The organism is Kitasatospora sp. NPDC059599, from assembly GCF_042735125.1.
In the GTDB taxonomy this organism is placed as follows: domain Bacteria; phylum Actinomycetota; class Actinomycetes; order Streptomycetales; family Streptomycetaceae; genus Kitasatospora.
In genome coordinates, this window is the sequence record NZ_JBHWCL010000142.1 from 1 (window position 1) to 25,536 (window position 25,536).

The 25,536-nt window shown below is 74.2% G+C and carries 18 protein-coding genes; 13 read left to right on the forward strand and 5 right to left on the reverse strand.

What is annotated here, in order from left to right; translation table 11 throughout:
- Positions 1–118: 118 nt before the first annotated feature.
- Positions 119–1,669: an MFS transporter gene (locus ACFV04_RS34715; RefSeq protein WP_380341045.1), complete on the reverse strand. Its 1,551-nt coding sequence runs from the start codon at positions 1,667–1,669 to the stop codon at positions 119–121.
- Between the two features lie 439 nt (positions 1,670–2,108).
- Here ACFV04_RS34715 and ACFV04_RS34720 point away from each other — a divergent pair, with 439 nt between their 5' ends.
- The 3 genes from ACFV04_RS34720 (at position 2,109) to ACFV04_RS34730 (ending at position 4,364) form a co-directional block, all read left to right on the forward strand.
- Positions 2,109–2,660, forward strand: coding sequence for a TetR/AcrR family transcriptional regulator (locus ACFV04_RS34720; protein ID WP_380341042.1), 552 nt, complete (start codon positions 2,109–2,111; stop codon positions 2,658–2,660).
- Between the two features lie 235 nt (positions 2,661–2,895).
- Positions 2,896–3,594 carry a ribonuclease HII gene (locus tag ACFV04_RS34725; protein WP_380341039.1) on the forward strand — a complete coding sequence of 233 codons (699 nt, stop codon included), beginning with the start codon at positions 2,896–2,898 and terminating at the stop codon, positions 3,592–3,594.
- A gap of 101 nt (positions 3,595–3,695) precedes the next feature.
- A complete protein-coding gene (locus ACFV04_RS34730; RefSeq protein ID WP_380534888.1) occupies positions 3,696–4,364 on the forward strand; it encodes a hypothetical protein in 669 nt (222 codons plus the stop codon).
- Between the two features lie 299 nt (positions 4,365–4,663).
- Here ACFV04_RS34730 and ACFV04_RS34735 read toward each other — a convergent pair whose 3' ends face one another.
- Entirely contained in the window at positions 4,664–5,380 is a 717-nt protein-coding gene (locus ACFV04_RS34735) for a hypothetical protein (RefSeq protein WP_380534890.1), read from the reverse strand.
- A gap of 367 nt (positions 5,381–5,747) precedes the next feature.
- On the reverse strand, positions 5,748–7,943 hold the full coding sequence (locus tag ACFV04_RS34740; RefSeq protein ID WP_380534892.1) for a RecQ family ATP-dependent DNA helicase: 2,196 nt from the start codon (positions 7,941–7,943) through the stop codon (positions 5,748–5,750).
- A 228-nt stretch (positions 7,944–8,171) separates the two neighbouring features.
- Here ACFV04_RS34740 and ACFV04_RS34745 point away from each other — a divergent pair, with 228 nt between their 5' ends.
- Entirely contained in the window at positions 8,172–9,695 is a 1,524-nt protein-coding gene (locus ACFV04_RS34745) for a DUF4192 domain-containing protein (RefSeq protein ID WP_380534893.1), read from the forward strand.
- A gap of 31 nt (positions 9,696–9,726) precedes the next feature.
- Here the strand turns inward: ACFV04_RS34745 and ACFV04_RS34750 are convergent, their stop codons facing one another.
- Positions 9,727–11,040: an alpha/beta fold hydrolase gene (locus ACFV04_RS34750; RefSeq protein ID WP_380534895.1), complete on the reverse strand. Its 1,314-nt coding sequence runs from the start codon at positions 11,038–11,040 to the stop codon at positions 9,727–9,729.
- Between the two features lie 719 nt (positions 11,041–11,759).
- On the opposite strand from ACFV04_RS34750, the gene ACFV04_RS34755 reads away from it, so the two are divergent.
- The 8 genes from ACFV04_RS34755 (at position 11,760) to ACFV04_RS34790 (ending at position 22,339) form a co-directional block, all read left to right on the forward strand.
- Positions 11,760–13,883, forward strand: coding sequence for a glycogen debranching N-terminal domain-containing protein (locus ACFV04_RS34755; protein ID WP_380534905.1), 2,124 nt, complete (start codon positions 11,760–11,762; stop codon positions 13,881–13,883).
- Positions 13,884–14,114: 231 nt separating this feature from the next.
- The gene (locus ACFV04_RS34760) at positions 14,115–14,873 is read left to right on the forward strand and encodes an NUDIX domain-containing protein (protein WP_380341023.1); all 759 of its coding nucleotides are present in this window, start codon (positions 14,115–14,117) and stop codon (positions 14,871–14,873) included.
- 236 nt (positions 14,874–15,109) lie between these two features.
- Positions 15,110–15,388 carry a hypothetical protein gene (locus ACFV04_RS34765; protein WP_360258351.1) on the forward strand — a complete coding sequence of 93 codons (279 nt, stop codon included), beginning with the start codon at positions 15,110–15,112 and terminating at the stop codon, positions 15,386–15,388.
- A gap of 250 nt (positions 15,389–15,638) precedes the next feature.
- Positions 15,639–17,177, forward strand: coding sequence for an ATP-binding cassette domain-containing protein (locus tag ACFV04_RS34770; RefSeq protein WP_380534897.1), 1,539 nt, complete (start codon positions 15,639–15,641; stop codon positions 17,175–17,177).
- Between the two features lie 3 nt (positions 17,178–17,180).
- On the forward strand, positions 17,181–18,086 hold the full coding sequence (locus tag ACFV04_RS34775) for a hypothetical protein (protein ID WP_380534899.1): 906 nt from the start codon (positions 17,181–17,183) through the stop codon (positions 18,084–18,086).
- A 127-nt stretch (positions 18,087–18,213) separates the two neighbouring features.
- Complete coding sequence (locus tag ACFV04_RS34780) at positions 18,214–19,146, forward strand: FCD domain-containing protein (protein ID WP_360258344.1); 933 nt, start codon at positions 18,214–18,216, stop codon at positions 19,144–19,146.
- A gap of 472 nt (positions 19,147–19,618) precedes the next feature.
- Positions 19,619–21,247 (forward strand): RNA polymerase sigma factor, encoded by a 1,629-nt coding sequence (locus tag ACFV04_RS34785; RefSeq protein ID WP_360258342.1) that lies wholly within the window; start codon positions 19,619–19,621, stop codon positions 21,245–21,247.
- Positions 21,248–21,514: 267 nt separating this feature from the next.
- The gene (locus ACFV04_RS34790; protein ID WP_380341185.1) at positions 21,515–22,339 is read left to right on the forward strand and encodes a S1 family peptidase; all 825 of its coding nucleotides are present in this window, start codon (positions 21,515–21,517) and stop codon (positions 22,337–22,339) included.
- Between the two features lie 275 nt (positions 22,340–22,614).
- Here ACFV04_RS34790 and ACFV04_RS34795 read toward each other — a convergent pair whose 3' ends face one another.
- On the reverse strand, positions 22,615–22,845 hold the full coding sequence (locus ACFV04_RS34795; RefSeq protein WP_380534901.1) for a hypothetical protein: 231 nt from the start codon (positions 22,843–22,845) through the stop codon (positions 22,615–22,617).
- Positions 22,846–23,385: 540 nt separating this feature from the next.
- Between ACFV04_RS34795 and ACFV04_RS34800 the strand changes: the two genes are divergently transcribed.
- Complete coding sequence (locus ACFV04_RS34800) at positions 23,386–25,497, forward strand: type IIA DNA topoisomerase subunit B (RefSeq protein WP_380534903.1); 2,112 nt, start codon at positions 23,386–23,388, stop codon at positions 25,495–25,497.
- Positions 25,498–25,536 lie beyond the last annotated feature (39 nt).

The following is a 25,536-nucleotide window of genomic DNA, read 5'->3' on the forward strand; positions in this document are numbered from 1 at the left end:
GGCCGGGCGGGTGGCGCTCCGGCCCGGCCCTGCCGTCGTCACTGCGCCGTGCCGGTGCGGTGTCGGCGCGCTGCCGAGCCGCGGTGGTGCTGCGCCGTGCGGGTGGTGCGCCGTGGCCTCAGTGCATGGCGACGGCGGACGAATCACCGCTCGGCAGGTCGCTCGCCTTGGCCTTGATCACGAAGACCGATACCACCAGGGCGACCGCCGCGAGCGCGGCGCCCACCACGAAGCCGTGCGAAATGCCCTGGGTGAGCACGGTGTTGGCGGCGTCCGTGCCCGCCGGGAACTCGTGGTGCTGCTGCAGGTAGGCCAGCTGGTCCGGAGTCGCGCTCTGCATGAACTTCGGCAGCTGCGTGGCGGCCTCGGCCGTGGCGTAGTGCGCGAAGACCGTGGTCAGGATCGACAGGCCGAGCGAACCGCCGATCTGCTGCATCGAGTTGAGCAGGCCGGAGGCGGCGCCGGTCTCCTCGCCCGGGACGCCCGCGACGGCGAGCAGCATCACCGGGACGAAGATCAGGCCCATGCCGAAGCCGAACACCACCGTGGGGCCGAGCACGCCGTCCACGTAGCCGCTGTCCTTGCCCATCTGGGTCAGCCAGCTGAGGCCGATGGTGACCAGCAGGGCACCGCCCGCCATGAACGGCTTCGGACCGTACTTGGCCTGCAGGTTGGACGCGAGCTGCGCCGCGATGATGATCGAGACACTGATCGGCAGGAAGGACACACCGGCCATCAGCGGGCTGTAGCCGAGCGGGCCCTGCACGAACAGCACCACGTAGAAGAAGATGCCGAACATGGCCGCGGCCAGGCAGAGCATCATCACCAGGCCACCGGTCCGGTTGCGGTCGGCGAACAGGTGCATCGGGGTGATCGGCTGGTCAGTGCGGTTCTCGACCACGAGGAAGGCCGCCAGCAGGATCGCGCCGGCCGCGAAGGAGCCGAGGGTCAGGCCGTCCGACCAGCCGTCCGAGGCGGCTCGGATGAACCCGTAGACCAGGCCGACCAAGCCCAGCGTCGAGGTCAGCGCACCGGGCAGGTCGAAGCGGCCGGGGTGGCGCTCCGACTCGGCGATGTGGCGCGGCGCGGCGATCGCGATCAGGATCGCGATCGGGACGTTGACGAAGAACACCCAGCGCCAGTTCAGGTACTCGGTGAGCAGTCCGCCGGCCAGCAGGCCGATCGCGGCGCCCGAACCCGCCACCGCCGAGAACACCCCGAACGCCTTGTTGCGTTCCGGTCCCTCCTCGAAGTTGGTGGCGATCAGCGCGAAGGCCGTCGGTGAACAGATCGCGCCACCGATGCCCTGGAGCGCGCGGGCAGCCAGCAACAGGCCGCTGTCCTGCGCGAAACCGCCGAGCAGCGAGGCCAGGCCGAACAGCAGGGTGCCGAAGATGAACACCCGACGGCGGCCGAGGATGTCACCCGCGCGACCGCCGAGCAGCAGCAGCCCGCCGAAGGTCAGCGTGTAGGCGTTGATGACCCACGACAGGTCGGTGGTCGAGAAGTTCAGGGCGTCCTTGATGTGCGGCAGCGCGATGTTCACGATGGTCGCGTCGAGCACCACCATGAGCTGGGTGGCCGCGATGACGGTCAGGGTGATCCCCTTGCCCCGCCCCTTCGTGGCCGGTGGTGGTGAGTTCTTGTCGAGCGTGTCGGAGATAGCCACGAATGTGCCCCCTGCTGGCCATGTGCCTCGGTGCCGTGGATCCGGCGGACCGCCGGTGTCCGGGTGTGGCGCTGCGCCCTTGCGCAGACCGAGAAGGAACGGGATCGTTCACTAATCCGGACGATATCCTGGCCGTGATTGTGAACGCAAGCGTTCCTTAAGGATGGTGGCGATGGAGCGGTTGGTGCGACGCCTGGTGGCGGACCGGTCCGGTCGGTCCTCGGGGCGGTCGACCGGCAGGTCAGCGGGCGGGTCGGCCCCTGCGGCGGGGCCGGCGGGAGCCTCGGCGGTCCCGGACGTTCCGGATGTGCCTGGTGTGCCTGGTGTGCCTGGCGTGTCTGATGTGCCCGGACCGGAGCAGGGCGCGGGGTCGGCCCACTGCCCGGTGCGGACCGCGCGTCAGGCCCTGACGCGGCCCGGGAGGCGCCGGGGAAAGGAGTTGGAGAACGCGATCTTCGAGGCCGCCCTCGACCAGCTCACCTCCGGCGGATACGCGCGACTGACCATGGAAGGGGTCGCCGGTGCGGCGCGGACCGGGAAGGCCGCGCTCTACCGGCGCTGGGCGTCCAAGGACGAACTCGTCATCGACGCCCTGGACGCCACTCTTCCACGCCCTTACGACACCCCCGACCTCGGGTCCGCCCGGGACGAACTCCTGCAGCTCATCGAGGCGTTCACGGCCGCGGTGGCCTCCCGGGTGGGCGCGGCCCTCCACGCGCTGATGGCCGAGATAGACCAGGAGCAGGCCGAGGTCTTCAAGAGCTTCATCGAGGACCGGGTCATCGGGCCGATCACGGCGACCATCCTGGAGATCCTCCGCCGCGGCGCCGCGCGCGGGGACGTGCGGCCCGGCGCGGCCACCCCGTTGGTGGCCGACGTGATCCCGGCGATGCTGCTCTACCAGGCCAAGATCCGTGGATTCCAGGACGTGGGGCCGGACTTCGCCACCAGGCTGGTGGACGAGGTGCTGCATCCGATGATCCGCGCCTGAGGGCCGGTCCGGGTCAGGGCGTGGCCCGGGGCCGGGGCCCGGGCCGGGGGTCGCGTCCGGGCTGGGGTGGGCTCGGGCCGGGAGCGACCTCGGCCCCGGGGGTGCGCTCCCGGCCAGGGGTGGCGTCGGGCCGGCGGACACCTCGGGTGCGGGCTCGGGAGCGGGCTAGGGCGGCGGATCCGGTGGGCGCGGGGCGGGCTTAGGCTGGAGGCTGCCCAGCTGAACGGAAATCGCCATGCCCATCGTCCCGCCGACCCACTCCGTCGAACGCTCGCTCCGCCGGGCCGGCGCCAGGATCGTCGTCGGCCTGGACGAGGTCGGGCGCGGCGCCTGGGCCGGACCGGTCACCGTGGGCGCGGCCGTCACCGGACTGCGCAAGGCGCCCGAGGGGCTGACCGACTCCAAGCTGCTCACCGAGCTGCGCCGCCGCGCGCTCGCGCCCGTCCTCGCCGACTGGGTCACCGCGTACGCCCTCGGGCAGGCCTCGGCTCAGGAGTGCGACGAACTCGGCATGACGGCGGCGCTGCGACTGGCCGCCGTGCGCGCGCTGGAGACGCTGCCGGTCGAGCCCGACGCGGTGATCCTGGACGGCAAGCACGACTACCTCGGTGGCCCCTGGCGGGTGCGCACGGTGATCAAGGGCGACCAGTCCTGTGTCTGCGTCGCCGCCGCCTCGGTGCTCGCCAAGGTCCACCGTGACGGCCTGATGGCCGAACTGGGCGACGGGTGCCCGGAGTACGGCTTCGCGGACAACGCCGGCTACCCGTCCCCGGTGCACCGCGCCGCGCTGGAGGAGTTCGGCCCCACCGAGCACCACCGGGTCTCCTGGGCATACATGGACGGACTGCCGAAGTGGCGTCACCTGAAGCGCGTTCGGGAGGGCGCGGGCGAAGCCTCGGGATCCGCGGACGAACAGTTGACGCTCGGTTTCTGATGGTCCGTCTGGAATTGCCCCGGGTGGGGGCAGTGGACGTCCGGTGCCCAAGGGGTGGGGTGCCCGTGCGCGTTCGACCGGCATTTGATAGATATCCGGGTATGCCTGTCTTCCCCGAGGAGCCGGAGATTCACGAGAGCCTCCCGGGCCCCGGCGTTCCCTTCCCCCGCGAGTCGGACGCACAAGCCCTCCGCGCGCCTGCCACCGGCGGCGCGCCCACCATCACACCCACCACCGTCGCCGCCCCGGTCACGGTGCCCGGCCCCCGCCCGGCGCCCCCGCGCCCGGCCGCGCCGCGCGCCGCCCGGCCCGGTCCGCCGCGGTCCGTTCCCAAGCCCGGTCCGGCGCCGCGCCGCCCGGCCGCGCCGCAGGTCGAGGTCCAGCGGATCGCCGCCACCACGGATCTGGCCGTGGAACGCGCCGACGAGGCGGTCGACCGGCTCCTGGACTCCGGTCGCGACCCGGCCCAGATCCTGGTGCTGACGGTCGGCGAGGCGCACCCGTGGCAGCAGCACGAACTGTCCTTCGGTGAGGAGCGCTACTGGGCGCAGCTCGCCGAGGGCGGGGACGTGTTCTACGCGGACGCCGCGCTGACCCGTCCGGTCCGCCGCGAGGCGGTCGTCCTGGTGGTCAACGGTGGCACGCCCGCCGGGACCGCCGAGGCGTACGCCGAGGCGCTCGGCCGCGCGACCGCCCTGCTGGTGGTCTGCGGCGACGCCGGCCCGGCGACCACGGAGGCGGCCGCGCCCGGCCGCCCGGTCAAGGCCTGACCCCAGCCCATCCGTTCCGGGCCCGGTGCCGTACGACGGTGCCGGGCCCTAAGACCTTCCCGTGACGGGCCGTACCCGGACCGGAGCCGGGTCCGTACCGCGGTGGGTGGACCCGGGTGCGTCGACCCGGGTGCGCCGAGTCGTCGGCCCCTGCGCGCGGTGCCCGTGCCCGTGCCCGAAGGGCCCGGGGCTGTGTGTCCTCCGGGATTCGGGCCTTCCTGTCCCCGTCCCGTCCCGTACCCTCCGGTCCTGTCCGTCCTCGTCCCGTCCGTCCGGCGGGTTCAGCGGGTTCAGCGGGTTCAGCGCGTGCCGGTGCGGCGCGTCGGCTCGGCCGCCGCGACCCGCGCCGGGACCCACGGGGGCTCGGACTTCGACGGGCGCTGTGCGTCGGCGCCGGGTTCGACCGCCTCCGCCGCCGGGAGGCGGGTGCGTTGCCCGCGCGGGGTATCGAGCACCGAGCGCGGTGGCAGCTCCGTCACGGTGTGCACCGGGCCGTCCGCCCACGAGCCCGCGTGCGGGTTGCGCCCGCCCCGCCCGTTCCCGAGGACCTGCCAGCCCGCCGGGGTGAGCCCGATGTACGAGCCGCAGCGCAGCCCGTGCAGCGCTGCCGCGTCCCGCAGCGCCCACATCCAGGCGCCGTCCTGTTCCGTCCAGCCGGGCGCGCCGTCGCGGCAGCGCAGCAGTATGGCCGTGCGGCTCGGCTCGGACAGCCGCAGGTCGTGCGGAACGATCCGCCGGACGTGCGCCAGCAGGGCGTTCCGGTGCTGCCAGCCGTCGGTGTCGTGCGGCCAAGGGGTGAAGGAGGCCGAGGCGACGAGGTGGTGGAGGGCGTCCAGGACGGCGACCACGACCGTGCCCGGCTGGGGCAGGTGGCGTTGGTGCAGCTCCAGGACGAACTCGCGCGGGTCGCGCAGCAACGGGATCCCCGAGGCGGCCCAGGTCTCCAGGTCCAGCACCCGTCTTGGCGCCGAACTCCCGGAGAGGGGATTCTGACCTCGGTCGATACCGTTGATCACGATCCTCCTTCCTGACCCGTGGGTAGGCGGGGTGCCTGGGTACGCCGAAGGGCGAGTCCGGCGGACCGAGTTTCGGGTACCTCCCAATTCTCGGGGCATGAGGGGCAGAGCGGCAACGATGAAATGACGAACGCCATCCGATAGCCCATGGTCTGCCGGATATGTTCCACTGTCGCCCATGCGTCGCCGAGGTGTCACCGAGCCTTGATCCACAACGCTCGAAGCGCGACGTGAACCGTCGGCGGCACGGTGACCACCCCCTTTTCGCTCCGGGCGGCGGGTGTGATCGAAATCGCTTGGCTTGATCCTTTCTGTTAGGCCATTCGAGTGATGACCGTTGTTCTCTCGACGGTCTGCGACCCTCCCGTCACCCCTGAACGGCCAGCACCAGCGGCAGCACCGCACTCGCCCCGGCCCTGCGCAGCAGCCGGGCACCCACGGTGACCGTCCAGCCCGAGTCGACGAGGTCGTCCACCAGCAGCACCGGCCCGCCGGCGGCCGCCACCGCCTGTTCCACCTCCGGCGACAGGACCAGCGCCCCGGCCAGCGAGTGCAGCCGTTGGGCGCTGTTGCTGCGGGCCCCGTGCGGCGGCAGCCCGCCGGCGTACTCGATCCGGCCGAGCAGCGGCAGCCGCCCGATCTCCGCGATCCGCGCGCCGAGGCTCCCGACCAGCTGGGGGCGGTTCGAGGAGGCCATGGTCACCACGCCGACCGGCCGCTCCAGCCGGGAGCCCTCCGCCGTCGCGGGCCCGGCCCAACCGCCCGGCCCGCGGGCCCAGTCGGCCAGCACCGCCACCAGCGCGTCCACCGCCTCGCCGGGTACCGGCACGTCCGGCGCCTGCTCGGCGAGCAGGGTGCGCAGCCGAGTGCCCCAGCCGATGTCGGACAGCCGGCCGAGCGCCCGGCCGGTCTCGGCCTGCTCGCCCGCCGGGATCCGGCCCTTGAGCGGCACCCCGAGCGCGTCCATCCCGGTCGGCCAGAGTCGGCGCGGCTCGAAGCTGACGCCCGGGCGGCCGAGCGCGGCCCGGGCGGCGGCCAGCGCCTCGGCGGAGACGTCCGGGGTGTGCAGCGGCCCCGCGCAGTTGTCGCACCGGCCGCACGGCACGGCCTGCTCGTCGTCCAGCTGGCGGCGCAGGAACTCCATCCGGCAGCCGGTGCCCGCCGCATACTCGCGCATCGCCCGCTGTTCCGCCTCCCGGGAGGCCGCGACCTTGGCGTAGCGGGCGGTGTCGTACGCCCAGCTCTGCCCGGTGGCCGTCCAGCCGCCCTTGACCCGGCGGACGGCGCCGTCCACGTCGAGCACCTTGAGCATGGTCTCCAGCCGGGCCCGGCGCAGGTCCACCCGGGGCTCCAGGGCGGCGGTGGAGAGCGGGCGGCCGGCCTCGGCCAGCGCGTCGATGGTGCGCCGCACCTGCTCCTCCGGGGGGAAGGCCAGCGAGGCGAAGTAGCGCCAGATCGCCTCGTCCTCGCGCCCGGGCAGCAGCAGCACCTCGGCCCGGTCCACGCCGCGCCCGGCCCGGCCGACCTGCTGGTAGTAGGCGATCGGCGAACTGGGCGAGCCGAGGTGCACGACGAAGCCGAGGTCGGGCTTGTCGAAGCCCATGCCGAGCGCGGACGTGGCGACCAGGGCCTTGACCCGGTTGGCCAGCAGGTCGGCCTCGGCGGTGCGGCGCTCGGCGTCCTCGGTGCGGCCGGAGTAGGAGGCCACCGGGAAGCCGCGTTCGCGCAGGAAGGCCGTCACCTCCTCGGCCGCGGCCACCGTCAGGGTGTAGACGATGCCCGATCCGGGGAGCCGGTCGAGGTGGTCGGCCAGCCAGGCGAGCCGGTGCGCCGGGTCGGGCAGGGTCAGCACGCCCAGGGTGAGGCTCTCCCGGTCGAGCGGTCCGCGCAGCACCAGGGCGTGCTCGTCGGCGGTGCCGGTGCCGAGCTGCTCGGCGACGTCCGCGGTGACCCGGGCGTTGGCCGTGGCGGTGGTGGCCAGCACCGGGACGCCGGGCGACAGCTCCGCGAGCATGGTGCGCAGCCGGCGGTAGTCGGGCCGGAAGTCGTGCCCCCAGTCCGAGATGCAGTGCGCCTCGTCGACCACCAGCAGGCCGGTGGAGGCGGCGAGCTTGGGCAGCACCTGGTCGCGGAAGTCCGGGTTGTTCAGCCGCTCGGGGCTGACCAGCAGGATGTCCACCTTCCCGGCGGCGACCTCGGCCTGGACCTCGTCCCACTCGTCGGTGTTGGCCGAGTTGATGGTGCGGGCGTGGATGCCGGCCCGGGCCGCCGACTCGACCTGGTTGCGCATCAGGGCGAGCAGCGGGGAGACGATCACCGTCGGCCCGGCGCCGCGGGCCCGGAGCAGGGCGGTGGCGATGAAGTAGACCGCGGACTTCCCCCAGCCGGTGCGCTGGACGACCAGGGCGCGGCGGTGGTCGACCACGAGGGCCTCGATGGCCGTCCACTGGTCCTCGCGCAGGGTGGCGCCGGGGCCGGCGAGCTCGCGCAGGACGGCTTCGGCCCGCGCCCGGACCTCGGCGCGGTCGGCGGTGGCGGTGGTGTGGGTGTCGGGCTGCTGCATGGCGTCCATGTAACCCCGTACCGCCGACAAGGGGCGAATGCCGGGGTGGGGAGCGAGGCGAAGGCGAGGTGCATTTCATCCGCTGGTCCGCTGAACGGCAGTCAAAATCCACTCTTCGGAGGGAGTGTCGCTTGCTCCGAATGGGCGAAGGGAAATTCGGAGGCGGAGTTATCCACAGAAAAAATTCGGGTCCGGTGCCGTTCGCGGATCGCGTCCACTCTTGCGGTCATGAACGCGATGAACAACGAGAACGTCATTCTGTCCCTCGGTCCGGCCTCCGATCACCGGCCGGTCGTCATGCGGGGCCCGGCCGACATGGCCGAGCTGCTGCCCTACTTCCTGGGGTTCCACCCCGACGACAGCATCGTCGCGGTCGGTCTCCAGGGCCCCGACCTGCACCAGGGCGGGGTGGTCCGGGCCGACCTGCCGGAATCGCCCGCGCAGTGGCCGGCCGCCGCGGAGGAGACGGCCGCCCTGCTGGTCGCCCTCTCGGAGCGGAACGGCGCCCGGCCGCTCCAAGTGCTCCTCTACCTCTGCCAGGATCCCGGCGCCCCGCACGCCCCGCCGGTCGTGGACGGCCTGCAGCCGCTGGCGGACGACCTCCGGGCGGCCTTCGGGCGGCGGGGCGTCGCGGTGAAGGAGTCGCTGTGCGTCTCGGACGGCCGCTGGTGGTCCTTCCTCTGCCGGGGCACCGGGTGCTGTGACCCGGCGGGCAACCCGGTGCGGCGCGGCCCGGGCCCGGCGGCCGCCGCCGCGACGGTCGCCGGACTGGTGCCGCGCGGTAGCCGGAAGGCGATCCTCGGCGGGTTGGCCCCGGTCGGCCCGCCCGGGGACGCGGCCCAACGCGAGGCGCTCGTCCGGGCCGGGGAGAGCGCGGGTTCCCGGGAGCAGGGCATCGCCCTGCTCGACCAGGCCGTCGCCGAGTTCGGGGCCGGAGCCCGGGAGCTCGACCCGGAGCGGACGGCCCGGTTGCTGTTCGCCCTGCGGGACCGGACCGTCCGGGACCGCGGCGTCGAGTACGCCCGGCCCGACGAGCTGGCTCCCGCCGAACGGCTCTGGCGCTTCCTCGCCCGGCGGGCCGTGCCGCCGTACGAGGGCTGCGCGGTGGCCCCGCTCACCCTGCTGGCCTGGGCGTCCTGGGTCGCCGGTGACACGGCGACGACGCGGGTCGTGCTCGGCCACGTCCTGCGGCTCGCCCCGGACTACCTGCTGGCCGAGTTGCTCCACGAGTCGGTCAACGACGGCATGACGCCCGGGGCGCTGCTGGCTGCCGTCGAGGCCCAGCGACGGCGGCGCGAGGGGCAGGTTCCCGCGTCGGCCCGGACCGGCGACCCGTCGCCGCCTGCCGACGGGCCGGGCCCGGTGCCCGGGGCCCCGGCGGACGGCCTCCCCCCGGAAGAGCCCGGTCGGGCCTCCGGCGGCCGCCGACGTCGCCGGGGAGCCCGTCGGAAGGGTTCGTCCACGGTGTCGGGTCCGGCCTCGGCCGACCACGGCCCGGGCGGCCCCGCCGGTCAGGCCGGCGCCGGCGGCCCGGCCCCGGGCGGGAGCGCCGCCGGCTCGCTTGCCCTGCTGCCCACGCCGGGCCGGGCCTCGGCGCCCGGGCGCGTCCGGTCGGCCGGGGAACGGACCGCCCGGGGTCTGAGGCTCGGCCGCGGGGCGGTGTGCGCGCCCGCCGTCGCCCGCGCCGGGAGCGGACGACACCGGTGCCCCGGGGTCCGGCGGGCGGCCAGGGGGAGCCGCCGTGCCCACTGACCAGCTCGCCGCCGCACCCGCCTCTCGGCGGCTACGCCTCGCCGCGCGCCATCGCGATCAGGCGGTCCAGCACCGTGCCGCCGCTGACCCGCAGGCCGTCGTGCTCCCACTCGTTGGTGATCCAGGTCCGCAGACCGCGCACCGCGCGGGCGGTCTCCAGCGAGGCGGCGGTGTCCACGTACATGTCGTCGTGGTACACCGCCGCCACGACCGGTACGCGGTTGGCGGCCAGGCGCTCCCGGTCGTACAGGTCGGGCCAGTCGGTGCGGGCGGCGAGCAGTTCCGCGGTCTCCTTCAGCGGGCGCAGTGCCGGGTCGGAGTCGAACATCCAGGGGTAGATCATCTCCCCGGTGAACAGCACGGGTGCGCCGGACTCCAGCGCGGCCCGGGCGTCGAACTGCGGGAACTCCTTGCGGAGCCGCTCGGCCGACCAGCCGGTGCCGCCCTGGTCCACCGACCGCTGGCCGTAGATCGACTCGTGCAGCACCGCGTACAGCGGGCCGCCGGCGAAGGAGAGCTGGGCCTGGGCGGAGGCCAGGAAGGTGTCCGAGAGCTCGGGTCCGGCCGCGCCCTCCACCCAGGCCTCGTCCAGCAGGTAGTGCAGGGCGCCGGAGCCGTTGCCGCCGCCGAGCAGCATCCCGAGGGCCTGGAACGCCTCGACGGTGAGCACTCCGCCGTCCGGCAGGGTCGCGGGGGAGGCCGCGAGGTGGGCGGCGATCCGCCGCGCCGCTTCGACGTCCTGCGGGAACCGGGCGTAGTGGTCCTCGTTCTTGCGGACCACGCGCGGGTAGGCAGCGCGGTAGACGTCGTCGGCCGAGTCGGCGAGGCCGGCCAGACCGCCGGTGATGAAGGCCTCGGTCAGGCCCTCGGGTGCGACGGAGAGGTAGGTGAGGGTGCAGAAGCCGCCGAAGCTCTGGCCGAGCACGCTCCAGGGCCGGTCGGCGCCGAGCAACCGGGTGCGGAACAGCTCGGAGTCCCGGACGATCGAGTCCGCCCGGAAGTGGGCGAGGTAGTCCGCCTGCTCGCGTGGGCCGCCGCGCCGGGCGAGGGTCTGCCGGGTCGCGGGCGTGGACCGCCCGGTGCCGCGCTGGTCGAGCAGGAGCACCCGGTAGTCGTCCAAGGCGCGCTTCAGCCAGGTGTCCCGGGTGAGCGGCCGGGCGGCCTTGCCACCGGGCCCGCCCTGGAGGAAGAGCAGCCAGGGCAGGTCGTCCCGCTCACGGCCGGCGGCCACCACCTCGCGGGCGTACACCTCGATCTGCTCGCCCTGCGGGGCCGCGTGGTCGAGGGGGACCTGGAACACGTGGTCGGTCGTGACGATCCCGGGCAGCCGGCTGACGGTGGACATGGGACTCCTCGGTCTCTGCTGGTCACAGTGGTGGCGTCGCGGTTCACGGGGTCACCGGATGCGGGGCCGCGACCCCCGCACCGTATCCTGGCGGCGGTCGAGCGCCGGTTCGACCGTCCCTGCCCGTCCGATCGGGCGGCCGACCCCGGTCGACACCCGCTCCGAGCAGCGCCGACGGCAGCACGGGAAGCCCGGGACGGGGCCTCGGCGCAGGCCGCGACGGGCTCGTGGCGGGACCCGGCGCCGCTCCGACGGAAGCGGCACGACCGCCCGGTGGGGCGGGCACCGACCGGTGCCGGTCGGGGTGGGGCGTGACCTGGCGGCGGTGTGCGGCGTTCACCCCGGGGGCCCTGTGCCCGAACGGAGACCGGCCGGGTGCACATCCGGCCGGGTCGTCCGCCCGGCGACGCGGGACCGGGGACCCCGGCCACCGGCGGCGGTCGGCGGCGTAAGTGCGGCAGCGGGGCCGGTCGCCGTGCAGGAACCGGCCGGCCCGGCGGGCGCGGTGGCGGGCCCGTCGCGACGGCGCGGCGCGCCGGTACCGGCCCGGTACCGAGCACCGCTTGGCACGACCCGCCGCCGGGTACGGCCAGACACGGCACACCGCCGATGGGAAACCCCGTCGGCCCGGCACCATCAGCACGCGATCGAGCATGCTCGCGGCCCACCGGCCTGACCCGGCCACGGACCGCCGAGGGGAGGAGAGTCCGGTGACCGCCATGAGGCCACCACAGGCCATGCCGGCCGAGAGCGTGGTCGGAGCGCCGAGACCGGTCGGGCGTCCCGACCTGGTCCCGCCGACAGGGCTCGGGGGAGCACCCGCCGGCCCGGGCCGCCCCGCCGCCCCGCCGCGCCCGCAGCCCCCCGCGGTCCACCACGCGGTGATCTGCGTCAACGCCCCGGCGATGGCCGCCTCCGGCCCCGACGGCCAGCTGCGAGGCCACGGCCTGCACGGCTTCTACCGCAACGGCGTCCGGGCACTCGCCCGGATGGAGGTACGGCTGGGCGGCATGGAGCCGCTGCCGCTCCAGGGCGCCCTGACCAGCACCGCCCAGGCCCGCTTCCTCGGCGCCGTCCGGGTCCCCGGCGACCTCGACCCGGACCCGGCGCTCACCGTCGAGCGGCTGCGCCACGCGGACGGCGTGGAGACCGTCGTCGTGCGCAACACCGGCCCGCGGCCCGCCCGGCTGCCGCTGGAGATCGCCGTCGGCACGGACCTCGGCCCGGTCGCCGAGATCGCCGCCGGGCACCGCCCGCCCGACCTGCCGGGCCAGGTGCAGTCCGCCGGGCTCCGCTGGACGGGCCCCGGACACAGTGCCGTGGTCAGTGCCAAGCCCTCGCCGCACGCCGTCCTGGCCGGCGCGGGGGTGCTCCGCTGGGATTTGGAGGTCCAGCCCGGCGCCCGCTGGTCGGTCGAGCTGCGCACCGAGCTGGAGAGCGCCGCCACCGGCCCGCGGCCGCCCGGTGGGCGTGGCACCGGTGTCCCACTGCCCTGGTCCGAGCCGGAGGTCCGCAGCGACGACTCCCGGGCCGCCCCGCTGGTCTCCCGCTCCCTGGACGCCCTCGGCGGGCTGCTGTTCGCCGATCCGGACCGCCCGACCGACCTCTACCCGGCCTCCGGCGCGCCCTGGCGCTTCGGCCTCGCCCCGGCCGACGCGCTCTGGGCCGCCCGGCTCACCCTGCCGCTCGGCACCCGGTTGGCCGTCGGCACCATGCGGGCACTGGCCCGCCGTCAGCAGCTGGCCCCCGCCCCGGGCCGCACCGAGGGCCTGCTGCCCGGGAGCCTGCGGCACGGCGGCCCGGAGCTGCCGCCCACCTGCACCGCCACCGAGGCCACCCTGCTGTTCGTCACGGTGCTGGCCGAGGCCTGGCGCTGGGGCCTGCCCGGGTCGGAGGTCGCCGAACTGCTCCCGGCCGCGGAGCGGGCCCTGGCCGCGCTGCGCGACGGGCTGGTCGACGGTTTCGTCACCGATCTGAGCCGCCCTGCCGAGGAGCGCTCGGCCCACCCGGCCGCCGCCCGCGCCGAGGTCCAGGCGCAGGCCCACCGCGCCGCCCTGCACGGCGCCGAACTGCTGGAGGCCTTCGGTCGCCCGGGCGCCGGGGGCTGGCGGACCTGGGCCGCGGAGCTGCGCGGGCGCTTCCGCGAGCGGTTCTGGGTCGACGACCTCTCGGGCGGCCGCCCCGCCGCCGGGCTGGCCCCGGGCGGTCAGCCGCTGCCCGCCGTCGCCTCCTGCCTGGTGCACCTGCTGGACACCGGGCTCGCCGCCGACGGCGGCCGCCACGAGAGCCTGCTGGACCGCGAGCAGACCCGGTTGCTCGCCCAGCGCCTGGTCGCCCCGGAGCTGGACAGCGGCTGGGGCCTGCGCACGCTCAGCGCCAAGTCCCCCCGGTTCAACCCGCTGGGCCACCGCGGCGGCGCGGTACGGGTCCACGAAACCGCGCTGGCGATCGCCGGACTGGCCGAGGCCGGCCACGAGAACGAGGCCGGCACCCTGTTGGAGGGCCTGCTCGCCGCGGCCGCCCACTTCGAGGGGCGACTGCCGGAGATGTACGCGGGTGAGCAACGCACCCCCGGCTGCCCGCCGGTGCCGCACCCGGCCGCCTGCCGTCCGGCGGCGGTGTCGGCGGCCGGTGCCGTGCACGCGGTGTTCGCCCTCGCCGGGGTGCGGCCCGACGTTCCGGGCGGCCGGGTCCTGGTCCGCCCGGCCAGCACCGCGCCGCTCGGCGAGCTGGAGCTGACCGGGCTGCGGGTGGCGGGCGAACCCTTCTCGGTCCGGGTGAGCCGGATCGGCGTGGCGATGGTCGAGGAGGCTTCCGCGGACCTGCAGCTCGTCGCCCGCTGACCGCGCACCCCGGCCCGGCGTGGCCGCGCTCGGCCAGTGCCACCGCACCCGGCGCCGCGCAGCGCCGGCGCCGGACCCACCGACCGCCCTTCGGCGCCTCCGGCCCGGGAGCCCCCGCCCGCCCGTGCGCGAACCGTACCGGGCGGGTGGACGACCGGCCCCGAGCAGGCGTTGTGCGGGCCGCGCGCAAGGCCTGTGCTTATCGTCAGAGAGACGACTATGATCGGCGCCATGTCGCGTTACGATCCGTCGGCCTTCCCCCCGTTCGCTGTCACGGTTGACCTGGTGGTGCTGACGGTGCGCGACCACGCGCTCTGCGCCCTGCTGGTCAGACGCGGCGAGCCGCCGTTCCAGGGGTACTGGGCGCTGCCCGGAGGCTTCGTCCGGCCGGACGAGGGCCTGGCCGAGGCCGCTTCCCGGGAGCTGGCCGAGGAGACCGGCCTGCGCGCGCACTCGGCCCCGGGTCACGACGCGGCCGGCCCCGGTGCGGCCGGAGCCCACCTGGAGCAGCTCGCCACCTACGGCCACCCGCAGCGCGACCCCCGGATGCGCGTGGTCAGCGTGGCCTACCTGGTGCTCGCCCCCGACCTGCCGACGCCCCGGGCCGGCGGCGACGCCAGCAGCGCTCGGTGGGCCCCGGTGGCAGAACTCCTCGGAGGGAACCCGGCCGACGGCGTCCCGCTCGCCTTCGACCACGGCCTGATCCTCGCCGACGGCGTGGAACGCGCCCGCTCCAAGATCGAGTACTCCTCGCTCGCAACCGCCTTCTGTCCGACCGAGTTCACCGTCGGTGAGCTGCGCCGGGTCTACGAGGCGGTCTGGGGCGTGGTGCTGGACCCGCGGAACTTCCACCGCAAGGTCACCGGCACCCCCGGCTTCCTGCTGCCCTCCGGCGGCACGACGACCCGTCAGGGCGGCCGCCCCGCCCAGCTGTTCACCGCCGGCGGCGCGACCGTCCTCAACCCGCCCATGCTCCGCCCGGAGTCCTGAGGCCACCTCGCGGGGCCGGGCCGCGCCCCACCCGGCGCGTCCGGGCCGCGCCCGGGGCCCGTCCTGCGCTCTGCCCCGGCGGCGCCCCTGGCGGCACCCCCGGCCTCCTCCCCAGCGGTGCGTCCTGGGCAACCGAATGGCCCGGCCTGGCTGCGGCCGCGGGTGCACCGGCGCAGAGTGTCGGTGGACGCTCCGGCCGCCGGGCCGGAGGCCTTCCGGCACCCAGGAGCCCCGTCATGGCCCTCAAGGACTGCGCGCACCAGCGATTCCTCATCGAGGGGCTGGCGGCCGACTACAAGAGCCTCGACGCGACCACCACCGCCACGGAGAAGGAGCTGGCAGAGCTGGAGGCCGAGCGGGCCGCACCCGAGACGATCGCGGCCGTGCAGGAGCGGCTGGCCGCCGAGCGCGAGCAACTGGGCGAGACCACCGTCGAGGGCCAGGCCGCCGTCGACGAGTTCCGGGCGGTCTGCGGCGGCGAGCAGCTCCCGCCGCTGCCCTGGCCGTCCCGGTAGGACCGGCGACCGGGGGACGGCGCGGCTCCGGCCCGGGCCCCGCAGCGGGCGGTCCCGTGAATCGCAGGATCGGATTTTCCCCTGATCGGGTGAGGTGGGCAGTCGGCGGGCCCGTGCCGTTCCCGCAATGTCCGGAATAGCCGCCGTGGCCCCCTAATGTGCTGGCGCGGAGCCGTGCGGCGGGCGCAACGCCGGCCCATCAGGGGGTGCTCCGCGTCGAGCAGGTCGGCCGAGGGCACGGGAGCCAGCGATGATTCAGATCACCGGACTGACCAGGGTCTACCGCAAGGGTGCCCCGCCCGCCGTACTGGACCTGACCTTCGACGCCCGGCCCGGCGCCGTGACCGTGCTGCTCGGCGCCGAGGGTGCGGGCAAGTCCACCGCGCTGCGGCTGATGCTGGAACTCGAACGCGGCCAGGGCGTCACGCTCTTCGACGGGCGCCCCTACCGCCGGATCCGCCGCCCCGAGCGGGAGGTCGGCGTGCTGCTGGCCGGTCCGGGCGAGGGTGTGACCGCGGTGGCCGGGCACCCGGGCCGCAGGGCGCACGGCCACCTGCGGATGCTCGCGGCGGCCGTCGGCGCGCCGGCCCGACGCGTTGACGAGCTGCTGGCGCAGACCCGACTGGCCGCCGTCGCCGGGCAGCGGCTGCGCACCTTCTCGCCCGGTATGCACCGCCGGCTGGCCTTGGCCGCCGCCCTGCTGGGTGACCCCGGCACGCTGCTGCTGGACGCGCCGACCGAGGGCCTGTCGCCGCGCAACGTCGAGTGGTTCCACTCCTTCCTGCGCTCGTTCGGTGTCGCCGGCGGGACGGTCCTGGTGACCACCCGCGCCCCGCAGGAGGCCGCGCAGCTCGCCGACCGGGTCGTCACCCTGGACCGCGGCCGACTGGTGGCCGACCAGCCGGTCGAGGAGTTCCGGCGGACCCGGCTCAGGCCCGAAGTAGCCGTCCGGGGGCCGCAGATGGCGCGACTGGCCGACCTGCTGGTCGAGCAGGGAGCCGAGGTCCGCCAGGACGGCAGCGTGGGTCTCGCGGTGGCCGGCGTCGACCGCACCGAGATCGGTGAACTCGCCTACCGGCACGGGATCCTGCTGCACGAGCTGGCCGACCGGGTGGTCGAGCAGCCCGTGCCCCGGGTCGTCCTGCCGGCCGCCTCGGGCCGCTCCGGTCACCTCCGCGTCCGAGCTGCCCAGGACGCCGCACCGAACTCCGGACCGAGCCCCGAGCCGAGCTCCGGAAGCAACCCCGAACCGCGCACCGGACCGAGCCCCGAGTCGCCCTCCGAGTCGGCCCAGCGGTTCGCGGCCGAAGCGGTCACCGAGGCCCCTGACGAGGCAGCTGCGGGCGTGCCCGCCACCGCTGCCTTCGCGCCCGCCACCGGGTCGGCCGTCGATCCCGACTCCGAAGCCACCACCCCGCGGCGCCGGACGCCGCGCCCCCAGGACGACGCTTCGCTGCCCACCCGCGCCCTGCCCGTCGCCGTGGTCGCCGCCGCGCTCCCCGCCCTCGGTACGCCCACCGCCGGTACGCCCGCCCCCCGGGCCGCGTCCGCCAACCCCGGCCGGTCCACCGAGCGCACCGGGGGCGACGAGCCGGTCCCGACCGTCGCCGTCGACCGGCTCTTCCGCGACGACCGGGCCCCGGCCGGGGAAGCCGCCCGGGCCAAGCCCCCGGGCCGGCGCGAGAACGCCGACCTGCTCACCGACGACACCGTCCGGCTCCGCCGCCTCACCTCGGGCGCGACCGCCGCCTCGGCCCCCGCCACCACCGACGACCACCGGAGCGAGTGAACCGTGCGTGTCCTGGCCTACGAGCTGCGCCGTCTGCGCGGCCTGCGTTCCACCTGGCTGCTGCTCGCCGCCGTGCTGCTCGGCGACGCCGTGGTGGCCGCCGTCCTGGCGAGCCAGACTCCGGCCGGCCCGCTGGCCGCGCCTGCCGGGGTGCGCCTGCTGACCGCCACCGTCCCGCTCGTCCCGCTGCCGTTCGCGGCCCTCGCCGCCGGCGTGCTGGGCGCGCTCTCGTACGGGCACGAGGTGAACCACCCGGGGCTGCCCGCCTCGATGGTGTCGTACCCGCGCCGGGTGCGGCTGCTGCTGGCCAAGCTGCTGGTGGTCGGCCCGGTGGCGGCGCTGCTGGCGCTGGCCAGCCTGTTGCTCGACACGGTGGCCGTGCACCTCGCGCTGCCGGACGGGGTGACGGTGGAGGCCTGGGCGGAGCCCACCGCGTTGTCGGCGCGGGTGTCCGAGGCGGTGGGCGGTGCCGGACTGTCCGGGCTGTCCGACCTGCCGGGTGCCTTCGCTCCGCTGGCGCTGGTGGTCGGCCACGGGGTGCCGGCGGCGCTGCTGGCGTTCGTCCTGCTGGCCGTCGTGGCCGCCTGGACCGGGGTGCTGACCGCGTCGCTGACCCGCAGTGCCGCCGCCGGGGTGCTGCTGCTGTGCGCGCTGCCGCCGCTGCTGGAGTCCGGTGTCGCCCTGCTGCTGCGCCGGACCGGCCGGCCGTGGCCGGCGCGGGCGGCGGAACTGCTGCCCTTCCAGTCCGGCATCGAGTGGGCCTACGGCTGGGTGTACGGCGGCGCGCGCGGAGGGGCGGCCGGGAGTGCGGCGCTGACGGACCCTGCGCTGATCGTGGCGGTCGCGGCTCCCGGGGCGGTACTGCTGCTCGCGGCGCTGCTCGTCCAGGCGCGTCGGCGCGCGCTGTAGGGCCCGCTGCGGCGAGCGCCGAGGGGTCGGCCGTCCCGAAGAACCAAGATCGACCAGCAGTGGCCGAAATGAGCGGTTCTTCCTGATAAGAAGTCAATTATCCAGTCACGGTCGATCACCCTTTCGTGTGCTTTTCACGAGAATTCTCAAGCCGCGCCTGCCGATCGCCGACAAAGGAGGCGTGAGTACCCTTGCGCACCCCACCATGACCCCCGCCCGTTCCGCCGACGGGCCGATCCACGGCTCCGGCGATCCGGACCGCTTCTCGTACGCCGACCGGCCGACCCCGCCGGCGCCCCGCTGGGAGGGCGCCGAGTCCGACATCGCCCGGGTCGGCCGCAAGACCACCAGCAGCCGCGGCCGCGGTCTGCACGGCCAGCTGGTCCAGCAGCTCGGCCAGATGATCGTCTCCGGCGACCTCGGCGCCGACCGCCCGCTGGTGCCGGAGGAGATCGGCCAGCGCTTCGAGGTCTCCCGGACCGTCGTCCGCGAGTCGCTGCGCGTGCTGGAGGCCAAGGGCCTGGTCAGCGCCCGGCCGAACGTCGGCACCCGGGTCCGCCCGGTCGGCGACTGGAACCTGCTGGACCCCGACATCATCGAGTGGCGGGCCTTCGGCCCGCAGCGGGACGAGCAGCGCCGCGAGCTGTTCGAGCTCCGCTGGGCGATCGATCCGCTGGCCGCCCGGCTGGCCGCCGGCCACGGCCGGGAGGACGTCCAGCAGCGTCTGGTCGAGCTGGTCGAGATCATGGGCCACGCCGCCTCCCAGGCCGACCTGTCCACCTACACCCGGGCCGACGCCGAGCTGCACGGCCTGGTCCTGCAGATGGCCGGCAATCGGATGCTGGAGCACCTGTCCGGGATCGTCGCCTGTGCGCTGCAGGTCTCGGGCGGCCCGGCGATCTCCTGCGAGCGGCCCTCCGAGTCCTCGGTCGGCCTGCACGCCCGGCTGGTGGACGCCCTGGGGGCCGGCGACGGCGCCGCGGCCGAGGTTGCGATGCGGGCGCTGCTCACCGTCCACCCCGAGATCGAGCCGTCCGTCCCCGCGCCCCGGGAGCACTGAGCGGGCTGTTCCGACGAGCGGGGGTGCCGGGTCCGGCGGTCCGCTCCGCCAGGGCCCTCCGGCCGCACCGCGCGGCGCAGCCGGAGGGCCTCTGCATGCGGACGGTCCTCCGGGGCCCGGGGCGGTCGGCCCCGACAGTCATCCCGGCCATGACAAAGCACTTCGGCGAGAGTGCGCGATGATGGAACCCGGCCCGGTGGCCGCGGGCGCCGTGTGGTGTGACCCGCGACACGAAGGCCATGCGTAACACTTGACGAGTAGCAGCGATGTCTCCTGAGCGGGAGCAGCTGCGGAATACTCCAACATGTCAGAATGCTGTGTTGGTCCGCGGCGCTGCTGCCGTCCTGCAAACCCAGTCCTCAAGCCCGAGTCGGTCGGAATCGACACCGCGCGTCAGGCGCGCGATCTCCTTCCCCGCCCGCTCGGGCGGCCGGTACGGGTTCGAGTCCACTCATCGTCCGAGAGGTTGTTCGTGTCGGCCAGCACATCCCGTTCACTTCCCCCCGAGATCGCCGAGTCCGCGGCTCTGCTGGCGCTCATCGAGCGGGGCAAGGCCCAGGGGCAGATCGCCGGTGACGACGTGCGCCAGGCGTTCGAGGCGGACCAGATCCCGGTCACCAAGTGGAAGAACGTCATGCGCAGCCTCAACCAGGTGTTGATTGAGGAGGGGGTGGACCTCATGGTCAGCGCGGCCGAACCGGCCGGCGCCAAGCGCAAGAGCGTTGCTGCCAAGAGCCCCACCAAGCGCACCGCCACCAAGGCTGTCACCACCCGGACCCCGTCGGCCCCGACCAAGCCGCCCGTGCGGATCGCCCCCGGCGCTCCCGTCGCGGCTCCGGCCGTCGCCGCCGCCGCGGCCCCGGCCCCCACCGTCTCCGCCGACATCACCGCCGAGACGACCTCCGTCGTCACCGGGGTGAAGGCTGTCGCGGCGAAGAAGGCCGCCCCGGCCAAGAAGGCCGCGGCGAAGAAGGCCGCCGCGCCGGCCAAGAAGACCGCTGCCAAGAAGACCGCCGCCACGAAGTCCGGCAAGGGCGACGAGGAGCTGCTCGGCGAGGAGGAGATCCTCGAGGAGACCGCGCTGCCGGGCGACAAGGCCGAGGCCGAGGGTCCGGAGGAGGAGTCGGAGGGCTTCGTCCTCTCCGACGACGACGAGGACGACGCGCCGGCCCAGCAGGTCGCCGTCGCCGGTGCCACCGCCGACCCGGTCAAGGACTACCTGAAGCAGATCGGCAAGGTCCCGCTGCTCAACGCCGAGCAGGAGGTCGAGCTCGCCAAGCGCATCGAGGCCGGCCTGTTCGCCGAGGACAAGCTCTCGGCCGCCGACAAGCTGGCCCCGAAGCTCAAGCGCGAGCTGGAGATCATCGCCGAGGACGGCCGCCGGGCCAAGAACCACCTGCTGGAGGCCAACCTCCGCCTGGTGGTCTCGCTGGCCAAGCGCTACACCGGCCGCGGCATGCTCTTCCTGGACCTGATCCAGGAGGGCAACCTGGGTCTGATCCGTGCGGTCGAGAAGTTCGACTACACCAAGGGCTACAAGTTCTCGACCTACGCCACCTGGTGGATCCGCCAGGCGATCACCCGCGCCATGGCCGACCAGGCCCGCACCATCCGCATCCCGGTGCACATGGTCGAGGTCATCAACAAGCTGGCCCGCGTCCAGCGCCAGATGCTCCAGGACCTGGGCCGCGAGCCCACCCCGGAGGAGCTGGCCAAGGAACTCGACATGACCCCCGAGAAGGTCATCGAGGTCCAGAAGTACGGCCGTGAGCCGATCTCGCTGCACACCCCGCTGGGCGAGGACGGCGACAGCGAGTTCGGTGACCTGATCGAGGACTCCGAGGCGGTCGTCCCGGCCGACGCGGTCTCCTTCACCCTGCTCCAGGAGCAGCTGCACTCGGTGCTGGACACCCTCTCCGAGCGCGAGGCCGGCGTGGTCTCGATGCGCTTCGGTCTCACCGACGGCCAGCCGAAGACGCTCGACGAGATCGGCAAGGTGTACGGGGTCACCCGTGAGCGCATCCGCCAGATCGAGTCGAAGACCATGTCGAAGCTGCGCCACCCGTCGCGTTCCCAGGTGCTGCGCGACTACCTGGACTGATCGGCGGCGATCGTCGAAGCGAAGGCCCGGAGCCGTACGGCTCCGGGCCTTCGCGGCTGTCCGGGCCCGTGTGCGTCAGCGTCCGGGTGGTGGTTGTCGCTCGTCCGGGTGGCGGCACGACGGTTGCCGGTCGCCCAACGTAGTCGATCACCTACGCTGTGCCGGTTGCCTGCTGCCGAGCCTTCTGGAGTCACGGTGCCGACCGAGCCGGACCGCACTGACCTGCCGACGCCCGTCCAGTCCGTGGTGGACCCGGCCGCCGCCCGGGTGGGCCGCCGTCGCCGGGCGGCCGCGCTGGCGCTGCTCGCCGCCGCGCCGGTCCCGCTGGTCTCCCTCGGATCGGCCGCGCCGGCCGAGGCGCAGCGCCGGGTGGTCGGCGGCAACGCCGCGAGCACCGCCGACCACCCGTGGATCGTGGCACTGGCCAGCCGCCAGCAGTTCGGCAGCGGGCGCTCGGGCCAGTTCTGCGGGGGCGCGCTGGTCAGCCCGACCAAGGTGGTGACGGCCGCGCACTGCTTCTTCGACGAGGCCAAGGGCCGGGTGGACCGGCCGGGCCTCAAGGTGATCGTCGGTCGGGACGACATGCGCGGCACGTCCGGCCGGGAGGTGGCGGTGCGGTCGGTCTGGATCCACCCCGACTACTCCTTCGCCGCCAACATGAACGATGTCGCGGTGCTCACCCTCGGCGAGTCCCAGGGCTCCCGGCCGGTGGTCGAGCTGGTCGGCCGGGGTGAGGCGGCGCCCTACGAGGCCGGGACCACGGCGCAGGTGTACGGCTGGGGAGACACCACCGGGCGGGGCGACTACTCGCCGGTGCTGCGTGGGGTGGACGTGGCGATGGTCCCGGACGAGACCTGCGCCCACGCCTACCCGGGCGGGCCGGATGGCAAGTTCGACGCCCGCGGCATGGTCTGCGCGGGCGAGGAGAAGGGTGGCAAGGACGCCTGTCAGGGCGACAGCGGTGGCCCGCTCGTCGTGGGCGGGCGGCTGGTCGGCCTGGTGTCCTGGGGGACGGGCTGTGCGGAGGCGGCCCACCCGGGGGTCTATACGCGGCTGTCCACGGTCGTGGACGCGGTGCACTCGGTGCTGTGAGCGGTCAGGAGCGGCCGGCAGCGGGCACGTTCCTCGCGGTGAGTGATGTGGCAGTCACGTTCTGACGTCGCGTCGGACCGTCCGGGCCGGGGCGGGCGAACGAGGGGCAACCGTCCGGAGAACAGCCCGGAGAGCAGTTCCGAGAACGACCGGAGGGCGGCCGGAGAACGGCAGAGCCGGGCGATCGACCCCGAGGGGTCGGTCGCCCGGCTCATCGGTCGCGCGTAGTGCGCGACCGAACACAGCTCGACGTCGGTTGTCGGTGGCGCCAGGAATCAGCGCTCGTCGTCGTCGGCCGTGGCCGTGGTGCTGGTGAGACGGCCGCTCTCGTCCTGTATCTCCACGGCGATCTTCTTGAGCTCGGGCTCGAACTTCCGGCCGTGGTGGGCGCAGAAGAGCAGCTCTCCGCCGCTGGCGAGTACGACGCGCAGGTAGGCCTGGGCGCCGCAGCGGTCGCAGCGGTCAGCCGCGGTGAGCGGGCTCGCAGGTGTCAGAACAGTAGTCACGTCGCCTCTTCTCTAGCTCGACGAGCTGTCGTACCAGGGTCAACATCCAACCAGGCCGAAAACGTTCCCGCTCGTGGCTTTTCTTCTCTGAGGATTCTGCTGTCGTTGATGAGGACGTGCCCCGGGTGCCGGTGGTTCATGCGTGCCGAAATCCCGGGATCCGCCCGTCGCTCGAACGTCCGATCGGGATCGGGTTCGAGGTCCGCGTAGCATAATCCTCTGCCGGGTTGGAGCATAAGCCCCGTCCCGGGCCCCGGTAGCCTGCATAACGGCAGTTCCGGAGCCTGTACCGGGCCCCACGGACCGCCAGGACCGGTGGTACCGGGAGGAGATGGCGCCCCCGGTGCCCACGCCCGGACACGGTCCTTGTTCGCGCAGCGCGTACAAGCTGCGCGGGGCCGGGCCGGCGTGCTGCGTACCCGGCGGAGGGGTGTGGGCACGCAGAGCGACGAATGTCGGTGCGGCGTGCTGCACTGGCGTTTGGTCCGGATCCGTCCGGATGTGACCGATGAGACAGAACTTCACCGAGGAGAGTGCCGCGTGAGTGCCGAAACGACCGTGCCGTCCGCGCTGCTGGCCGGCGACGACGGTTCCAACTACACCGCGCGGCACCTGCTCGTCCTGGAGGGGCTGGAGGCCGTCCGCAAGCGCCCCGGCATGTACATCGGCTCGACCGACAGCCGCGGCCTGATGCACTGCCTCTGGGAGATCATCGACAACTCCGTCGACGAGGCGCTCGGCGGCTACTGCGACCGCATCGACGTCGTGCTGCACCCCGACTCCTCGGTCGAGGTCCGCGACAACGGCCGCGGCATCCCGGTCGACGTCGAGCCCAAGACCGGGCTCTCCGGCGTCGAGGTCGTGATGACCAAGCTGCACGCCGGCGGCAAGTTCGGCGGCGGCTCCTACGCGGCCTCCGGTGGTCTGCACGGCGTCGGCGCCTCCGTCGTCAACGCGCTCTCCGCCCGGCTGGACGTCGAGGTCGACCGCGGCGGCCATACCCACGCGATCAGCTTCCGCCGCGGCACCCCCGGCATCTTCACCGAGACCAGTCCGGACGCGCCCTTCGAGCCGGCCAACGGTCTGACCAAGGCCCGCAAGGTGCCCAAGACCCGCACCGGCACCCGGATCCGCTACTGGGCCGACCGGCAGATCTTCCTCAAGGACGCCAAGCTCTCCCTGGAGACGCTGCACAGCCGCGCCCGGCAGACGGCCTTCCTCGTGCCCGGCCTGACCATCGTCGTGCGTGACGAGCGGCTCACCGAGAGCGAGCAGGTCGACGAGTCGGTCTTCCGCTACGACGGCGGCATCGCCGAGTTCTGCGAGTTCCTGGCCCCCGACAAGCCGGTCTGCGACGTGCTGCGGCTGCGCGGCGAGGGCACCTTCAAGGAGACCGTGCCGGTCCTGGACGAGCTCGGCCACATGACCCCCACGGAGGTCACCCGCACCCTCGGCGTGGACATCGCGCTGCGCTGGGGCGCCGGTTATGACACCACCCTGCGTTCCTTCGTCAACATCATCGCCACCCCCAAGGGCGGCACCCACGTCACCGGCTTCGAGCGCTCGCTGGCCAAGACCGTCAACGAGGCGCTGCGGGCGGGCAAGCTGCTGCGCGTCGCCGAGGACGACGTCACCAAGGACGACGCCACCGAGGGCCTCACCGCGGTGGTCACCGTCCGGCTCGCCGAGCCGCAGTTCGAGGGCCAGACCAAGGAGGTGCTCGGCACCTCGGCGGCCAACCGGATCGTCGCCGCCGTCGTCGCCAAGGAGCTCAAGGCCTTCCTCACCTCGGCCAAGAAGGACGAGAAGCTCCAGGCCCGGGCCGTGCTGGAGAAGGTCGTCGCGGCCGCCCGCACCCGGGTCGCCGCCCGCCAGCACAAGGAGGCCCAGCGCCGCAAGACCGCGCTGGAGACCAGCTCGCTGCCCGCCAAGCTGGCCGACTGCCGTAGCGACGACGTCGAGCGCAGCGAACTGTTCATCGTCGAGGGCGACTCCGCGCTCGGCACCGCCAAGCTGGCCCGCAACTCCGAGTTCCAGGCGCTGCTGCCGATCCGCGGCAAGATCCTCAACGTGCAGAAGGCCTCGGTGAGCGACATGCTCAAGAACGCCGAGTGCGCCGCGATCATCCAGGTGATAGGGGCCGGTTCGGGCCGCACCTTCGACATCGACCAGGCCCGCTACGGCCGCGTCATCTTCATGGCCGACGCCGACGTCGACGGCTCGCACATCCGCACCCTGCTGCTGACCCTCTTCCACCGCTACATGCGGCCGATGGTCGCGCAGGGCCGGGTCTTCGCCGCCGTGCCGCCGCTGCACCGGATCGAGCTCACCAACCCCAAGCGCGGCCAGGAGAAGTACCACTACACCTACTCCGACGCCGAACTGCGCTCCACCCTGCTGGAGTTCCAGCGCAAGGGGCTGCGCTGGAAGGACCCGGTGCAGCGTTACAAGGGTCTCGGCGAGATGGACGCCGACCAGCTGGCCGAGACCACCATGGACCCGCGTCACCGCACGCTGCGCCGGATCAACCTGGGCGACCTGGAGCAGGCCGAGCGGATCTTCGACCTGCTGATGGGCAACGACGTCGCCCCGCGCAAGGAGTTCATCGTGGACTCGGCGGCGACCCTGGACCGCTCGCGCATCGACGCCTGACGCACCCCGTCCGGCCGGGCCCTCCACCCACGGGTGGAG

Bases quoted from the DNA above. Each gene is read 5' to 3' on its own strand.
- ACFV04_RS34725 (WP_380341039.1), top strand. From the start codon at position 2,896: ATGCCCATCGTCCCGCCGACCCACTCCGTCGAACGCTCGCTCCGCCGG.
- ACFV04_RS34730 (WP_380534888.1), top strand. From the start codon at position 3,696: ATGCCTGTCTTCCCCGAGGAGCCGGAGATTCACGAGAGCCTCCCGGGC.
- ACFV04_RS34740 (WP_380534892.1), bottom strand. From the start codon at position 7,943: ATGCAGCAGCCCGACACCCACACCACCGCCACCGCCGACCGCGCCGAG.
- ACFV04_RS34745 (WP_380534893.1), top strand. From the start codon at position 8,172: ATGAACGCGATGAACAACGAGAACGTCATTCTGTCCCTCGGTCCGGCC.
- ACFV04_RS34750 (WP_380534895.1), bottom strand. From the start codon at position 11,040: ATGTCCACCGTCAGCCGGCTGCCCGGGATCGTCACGACCGACCACGTG.
- ACFV04_RS34755 (WP_380534905.1), top strand. From the start codon at position 11,760: ATGAGGCCACCACAGGCCATGCCGGCCGAGAGCGTGGTCGGAGCGCCG.
- ACFV04_RS34760 (WP_380341023.1), top strand. From the start codon at position 14,115: ATGTCGCGTTACGATCCGTCGGCCTTCCCCCCGTTCGCTGTCACGGTT.
- ACFV04_RS34765 (WP_360258351.1), top strand. From the start codon at position 15,110: ATGGCCCTCAAGGACTGCGCGCACCAGCGATTCCTCATCGAGGGGCTG.
- ACFV04_RS34770 (WP_380534897.1), top strand. From the start codon at position 15,639: ATGATTCAGATCACCGGACTGACCAGGGTCTACCGCAAGGGTGCCCCG.